Origin of the sequence: Streptomyces niphimycinicus (assembly GCF_018883605.1) — a bacterium.
In the GTDB taxonomy this organism is placed as follows: domain Bacteria; phylum Actinomycetota; class Actinomycetes; order Streptomycetales; family Streptomycetaceae; genus Streptomyces; species Streptomyces niphimycinicus.
In genome coordinates this window covers 1-6124 of sequence record NZ_JAHLEM010000912.1, presented here as the reverse complement: position 1 = coordinate 6124, position 6124 = coordinate 1, and the positions used below count along the sequence as shown (strand labels likewise).

The 6124-nt window shown below is 74.6% G+C and carries 1 protein-coding gene; it reads right to left on the bottom strand.

Annotation, left to right across the window (positions count from 1 at the left end; translation table 11 throughout):
* Positions 1 to 6124: type I polyketide synthase (locus tag KN815_RS45295; protein ID WP_216347628.1), on the bottom strand; the 6124-nt coding region annotated here is incomplete at both ends.

Below are 6124 nucleotides of genomic sequence, written 5' to 3'. Positions count from 1 at the left end.
ACGCACCGTCCTGGTTGACCGCCGTGCCCCGCACGACCGCCAGCACCCGGTGACCGTTCTTCCGCGCGTCCGACAGCCGCTCCACCAGCAGCATGCCCACGCCCTCACCCCAGGCCGTGCCGTCGGCGGCGGCGGCGAACGGCTTGCAGCGGCCGTTCCTGGCCAGTCCGCGCTGGCGGCTGAACTCGGTGAACACATCGGGGGTGGTGATGATGGTGACACCGCCCGCGAGCGCCATCGTGCACTCGCCGTTGCGCAGCGCCTGCGCCGCCAGATGCAGCGCCACCAGCGACGACGAACACGCCGTGTCGACGGTGACCGCCGGGCCCTCGAAGCCGAAGGTGTACGACACCCGGCCGGAGGCGATGCTGCTGGAGCCGCCGGTGCCGAGGTAGCCCTCGACGCCCTCCGGGACGGTGTGCAGCCGCGACACATAGTCGTTGTGCATCTGGCCGACGAACACGCCGACCTGCTTGCCGCGCAGTGCGCCCGGGTCCAGGCCCGCCCGCTCGAAGGACTCCCAGGAGGTCTCCAGCAGCAGCCGCTGCTGGGGGTCCATGGCGAGCGCCTCGCGCGGGTTGATGCCGAAGAAGGCCGGGTCGAAGTGGTGGGCATCGTAGTAGAAGCCGCCCTCGCGGGCGTACGAGGTGCCGGGCCGGTCCGGGTCCGGGTCGTAGAACGCGTCGAGGTCCCAGCCGCGGTCCTCCGGCAGCCGGGCGATACCGTCCCGGCCCTCGGCCAGCAGCTCCCACAGGTCCTCGGGGGTGCGCACATCCCCGGGGAAGCGGCAGCTCATGGCGATGATCGCGATCGGGTCGTCCTCGTCGGCCACGCCGCCCGCCGGGCCTTCCGCCCGGGCGGGGACGGCCGCGGCCGCCTCGGAGCCGAGCAGCTCCTCCAGCAGATATCCGGCGAGCGCGGTCGGCGTCGGGTAGTCGAAGACCAGCGTGGCGGGCAGCCGCAGCCCGGCGGCGCCGCCGAGGCGGTTGCGGAACTCCACCGCGGTCAGCGAGTCGAAGCCGAGGTCCTTGAAGGCCCGGCTCGCCTCGACCGCGTCGGGCGAGTCATGGCCGAGCACCACGGCCACCTGGGCGCGCACCAGGTCGAGCAGGGTCTGCTCGCGCTCGGCCGCGTCCAGCCGGACCAGCCGCTCCACCAGCGAGGAGCCGTCCTGGGCCGCGCCGGATTCGGCGGTGCGGCGGGTCGTACCGCCGCGCACCAGACCGCGCAGCAGCGGCGGCACCATCTCGATGGGCGCGCCGGTGAGCGGCGCCAGGTCGAGCTGCATGGGCACCAGGAAGGCGTCGCCCACCTGCTGGGCGGCGTCGAACAGCGCCAGGCCCTCGGCGGAGGACAGGCCGAGCACTCCGGAGCGGGTCATCCGGGACTTGTCGGTGGCCTCCAGCTCACCGGTCATCCCGCTGGCCTCGGCCCACAGGCCCCAGGCCAGCGAGGTGGCGGCGAGGCCCTGGGCCTGGCGGTGGCGGGCCAGGGCGTCCAGGAAGGAGTTGGCCGCCGCGTAGTTGGCCTGCCCGGGGCCGCCGAACGTACCGGCGGCGGAGGAGAACAGGACGAACGCGGCCAGGTCCTGGTCGCGGGTCAGCTCGTGCAGGTTCACGGCCGCGTCCACCTTGGGGCGCAGCACCTTCTCCAGCCGTTCCGGGGTCAGCGAGTCGATCACGCCGTCGTCCAGCACACCGGCGGTGTGCACGACGGCGGTCAGCGGATGCCCGGCGGGGATGTCGGCCAGGACGGCGGCGAGCGCGTCCCGGTCGGCGGCGTCGCAGGCGGCGATGGTGACCTCGGCGCCCAGCTCGCGCAGCTCGGCGGCGAGTTCGGCCGCGCCCGCGGCCTGCTCACCGCGCCGGCTGGTGAGCACCAGACGGCGGGCGCCGCGCTCGGTCACCGCGTGCCGGGCGACCAGGCCGCCCAGGGTGCCGGTGCCACCGGTGATCAGCACGGTGCCGTCCGGGTTCCACGGGGCGGGCACGGTGAGTACGACCTTGCCGATGTGGCGGGCCTGGCTGAGGTAGCGGAACGCGTCCGGGGCCTGCCGCAGATCCCATGCGGTGATCGGCAGCGCCCGCAGCGCGCCCCGCCGGAACAGCTCCAGCAGCTCGCACAGCATCTCCTGGATGCGGTCCAGGCCGGCCTCGGTCAGGTCGAACGCCTGGTAGGAGACGCCGGGATAGGCCGCGGCGACCTCCTCCGGCGCCCGGACGTCGGTCTTGCCCATCTCCACGAACCGGCCGCCGCGCGGCAGCAGCCGCAGCGAGGCGTCCACGAACTCCCGGGCCAGCGAGTCCAGCACCACATCGACACCGCGACCGCCGCTGGCCTCGCGGAACTTCTCCTCGAAGGCCAGGTCGCGGGAGGAGGCGATCCGGTCGTCGGCCAGCCCCAGCGAGCGCAGCGTGTCCCATTTGCCCTGGCTGGCGGTGGCGTAGACGTCCACGCCCCAGTGGCGGGCCAACTGCACGGCGGCCATGCCCACACCACCGGCGGCGGCGTGCACCAGCAGCGACTCGCCGCCCTGGAGGTCGGCCAGGTCGCGCAGCGCGTAGTACGCCGTCATGAAGACGATCGGCACGGACGCGGCCTGGGCGAACGACCAGCCCTCCGGCATCGGCGCGATCATGCGGCGGTCCACGACCACCAGCGGACCGAAGCCACCGGGCAGCATGCCCATCACCCGGTCGCCGGGCGCCAGATCGGTGACCCCGGGGCCGGTTTCGAGGACGACACCGGCGCCCTCGCTGCCCATCAGGCCCGCGTCGCCGGGGTACATGCCGAGCGCGTTGAGCACATCGCGGAAGTTCACACCGGCGGCCCGGACCGCGACCCGCACCTGGCCCGTCTCCAGCGGCGCGGCGGCCTCCGGGCTGGGCAGCAGGGTGAGGTTCTCCAGGGTGCCCTTGTCCTGGATGTCCAGGCGCCAGGCAGGCTCGCCGGGCGGCGGCACCATGGGCCCACTGGCGGCGGTGCGCGCCAGCCGGGGGGCGTGTACGGCGCCCCGGCGCAGCACGAACTGCGGCTCGCCGGAGGCGATCGCGGTGCCCAGCGCCTCGTAGGAGGCGTCGGTGCCATCCAGGTCCACCAGCACCAGCCGGTCGGGGTTCTCCGACTGCGCCGAGCGCACCAGGCCCCACGCGGGGGCGTGGGCCAGGTCGTGGGTACCGGCGTCGCCCGCGGTGGCCACCGCGCCCCGGGTGACCAGCACGAGCTGGGACGCCGCGAACCGGTCGTCGGCCAGCCAGGCCCGTACGAGCGCCAGGGTCCGCTGGGTGGCGGTGTGGACGGCGGCGGTCACCTCGTCGTCGGTGGCGCCGCGCGGGTCGAGACAGGCCAGGACGTACGAGGGCGCGTCCCCGGCCGCGGCCAGCGCGTCCAGATCGGCGTGGACGGCCGCGCCCGACGTCAGCGCGGCGGGCGCGCCCTCGCCGAGCACCGTCCAGGCCGCGGTGGCCGCGCCTTCGGTGGCCAGTGGCACGGTGGCCCAGTCCAGCCGGTACAGCGACTCGTGGTACGCGGCGGACCGGCCGTCCGCGAGCTGTCCGGCGGACACCGGGCGCAGCGCCAACTGCTCGACCGAGGCCACCGGGGCACCGGTGCCGTCGGCCAGCTCCAGCGCCACCCCGTCGGCCCCGGCCGGGGTCAGCCGGACCCGGAGCGCGTCGGCGCCGACCGCGTGCAGCGACACCCCGCTCCAGGAGAACGGCAGCCGCCCCTGCTCATCGCCGCCCGCACGGGCGAACGTGCTGTGCAGCGCGGCGTCCAGCAGCGCCGGGTGCAGCCCGAACGCGGTGGCCTCGGACGTGCGGTCCTCCGGCAGCCGCACCTCGGCGAACACCTCGTCGCCGCGCAGCCAGGCCGCGCTCAGCCCCTGGAACATCGGCCCGTACGCGAAGCCGCCCTGCGCCAGGTGCTCGTAGAGCCCCTCGACCTCGGCGGGCTCGGCACCCGGCGGCGGCCATGCGGTCAGGTCGAACGAGGGCCGCGGGGCACCGGCCACCAGCACACCGCTGGCATGGCGGAGCCACGGCAGCTCGGCGGGCGCGTCCTGCGCCCGCGAGTACAGCTCCAGCGTGCGGTGCCCGGCCTGCTGCGGGGCGCCGACCAGGATCTGCAACTGGACCGCGCCGCGCTCGGGCAGGACCAGCGGCGCCTCGATGGTCAGCTCGTCCAGCTTGTCGCAGCCCACCTGGTCACCGGCGCGGATGGCCAGCTCCACGAAGGCGGTGCCGGGCAGCAGCACGGTGCCCATGACGGCGTGGTCGGCCAGCCACGGGTGGCTTTCGAGGGAGAGCCGGCCGGTGAACAGGAAGCCGTCGGAGTCCGCCAGCGGCACGGCCGCGCCCAGCAGCGGATGGTCGGCCCGGTCCAGGCCCGCCGACTCCACGTCGCCCACGAAGCCCGCGGGGGACGTCAGCCAGAAGCGGCGGTGCTGGAAGGCGTAGGTCGGCAGGTCGACGCGGTGGGCGCCGGTCCCGGCGAAGTACGCGGACCAGTCCGGCGTGACCCCGCGGACATGCAGGGCGGCCAGGGCGGTGGCGACGGTCTCGGCCTCGGGACGGCCGCCGCGCAGGGTGGCGGCGAAACCGGCCACGTCGGCGTCGGCGAGGCAGTCCTGGCCCATGGCGGACAGCACACCGTCGGGGCCGAGTTCGAGATAGGTGGTGACGCCCTGGGCTTCCAACGTCCGTACGCCGTCGAGGAAGCGGACGGCCTCCCGGACGTGGCGCACCCAGAAGTCCGGGCTGGTGATCTCCTCGGCCAGGACCACGGTCCCGGTGAGGTTGGAGACGATGGGGATGCGCGGGGCCGCGTAGGTGAGGCCCTCGGCCACCTCGCGGAACGCCTCCAGCATCTCGTCCATGCGCGGCGAGTGGAACGCGTGGCTGACGGTGAGCCGCTTGGTCTTGCGGCCCCGCTCCTCGAAGGCCGCCGCGATCTCCAGCGCCGCGTCCTCGTCGCCCGCGACCACGACCGAGGTCGGGCCGTTGAGCGCGGCGATGCTGACCCGCTCGGTGAGCAGCGGCAGCACCTCGTCCTCGGCCGCCTGGACGGCGATCATCGCGCCACCGGCGGGCAGCGCCTGCATCAGACGGCCACGGGCGGCCACCAGCTTCGCCGCGTCGGCGAGCGAGAGCACACCGGCCACATGGGCGGCGGCCAGCTCGCCGATGGAGTGGCCGGAGAGGAAGTCGGGCCGCAGGCCCCATGCCTCGGCCAGATGGAACAGCGCGACCTCGATGGCGAACAGCGCGGGCTGGGTGAACCCGGTCTGGTCCAGCTCCGCCGCGTCGTTCCCGAACATCACGGTCTTCAGCGGCCGTTCGAGATACGCGTCCAGCTCGTCGCAGACCGCGTCCAGCGCCTCGGCGAACGCCGGATAGGCGTCGTACAGCTCACGGCCCATGCCGAGCCGCTGGCTGCCCTGCCCGGTGAACAGGAACGCCGTCTTGCCGTCCGCCACCGAGCCCTGGACCAGCCCCGACGCCGACTCGCCACGCGCCAGCGCCGCCAGGCCCGAGACCAGCGCGGCGCGGTCACCGCCGACCACGACGGCGCGGTGGTCCAGCGCGGCACGGGTGGTCGCGAGCGAGTACGCCAGGTCGGTCGGCGACAGCTCCGGCCGCAGCTCCAGGTCGGCGAGCAGCCGCTCGGCCTGCGCCCGCAGCGCGTCGGCGCTCTTCCCGGACACGGTCCAGGGCAGCACGGACGGCCGGGCGGCCGGAAGCGCGGACCCCTCGGCCGGTTCGGGCTCCGGCGCCTGCTCGATGATGGCGTGCGCGTTGGTGCCGCTGACGCCGAAGGAGGAGATACCGGCCCGGCGCGGACGCCCGGTCTCCGGCCACTCCCGCGCCTCGGTCAGCAGGGAGACCGCGCCCGCGGCCCAGTCCACGTGCGGCGAGGGCTCGTCGATGTGCAGCGACTGGGGCAGTACGCCGTGGTCCATCGCCTGCACCATCTTGATGATGCCCGCGACACCGGCCGCCGCCTGTGTGTGGCCGAAGTTGGACTTGATCGAGCCCAGCCACAACGGCTGTTCGGAAGACTTCTCCTTGCCGTAGGTGGCCAGCAGCGCCTGCGCCTCGATCGGGTCGCCCAGCGTCGTACCCGT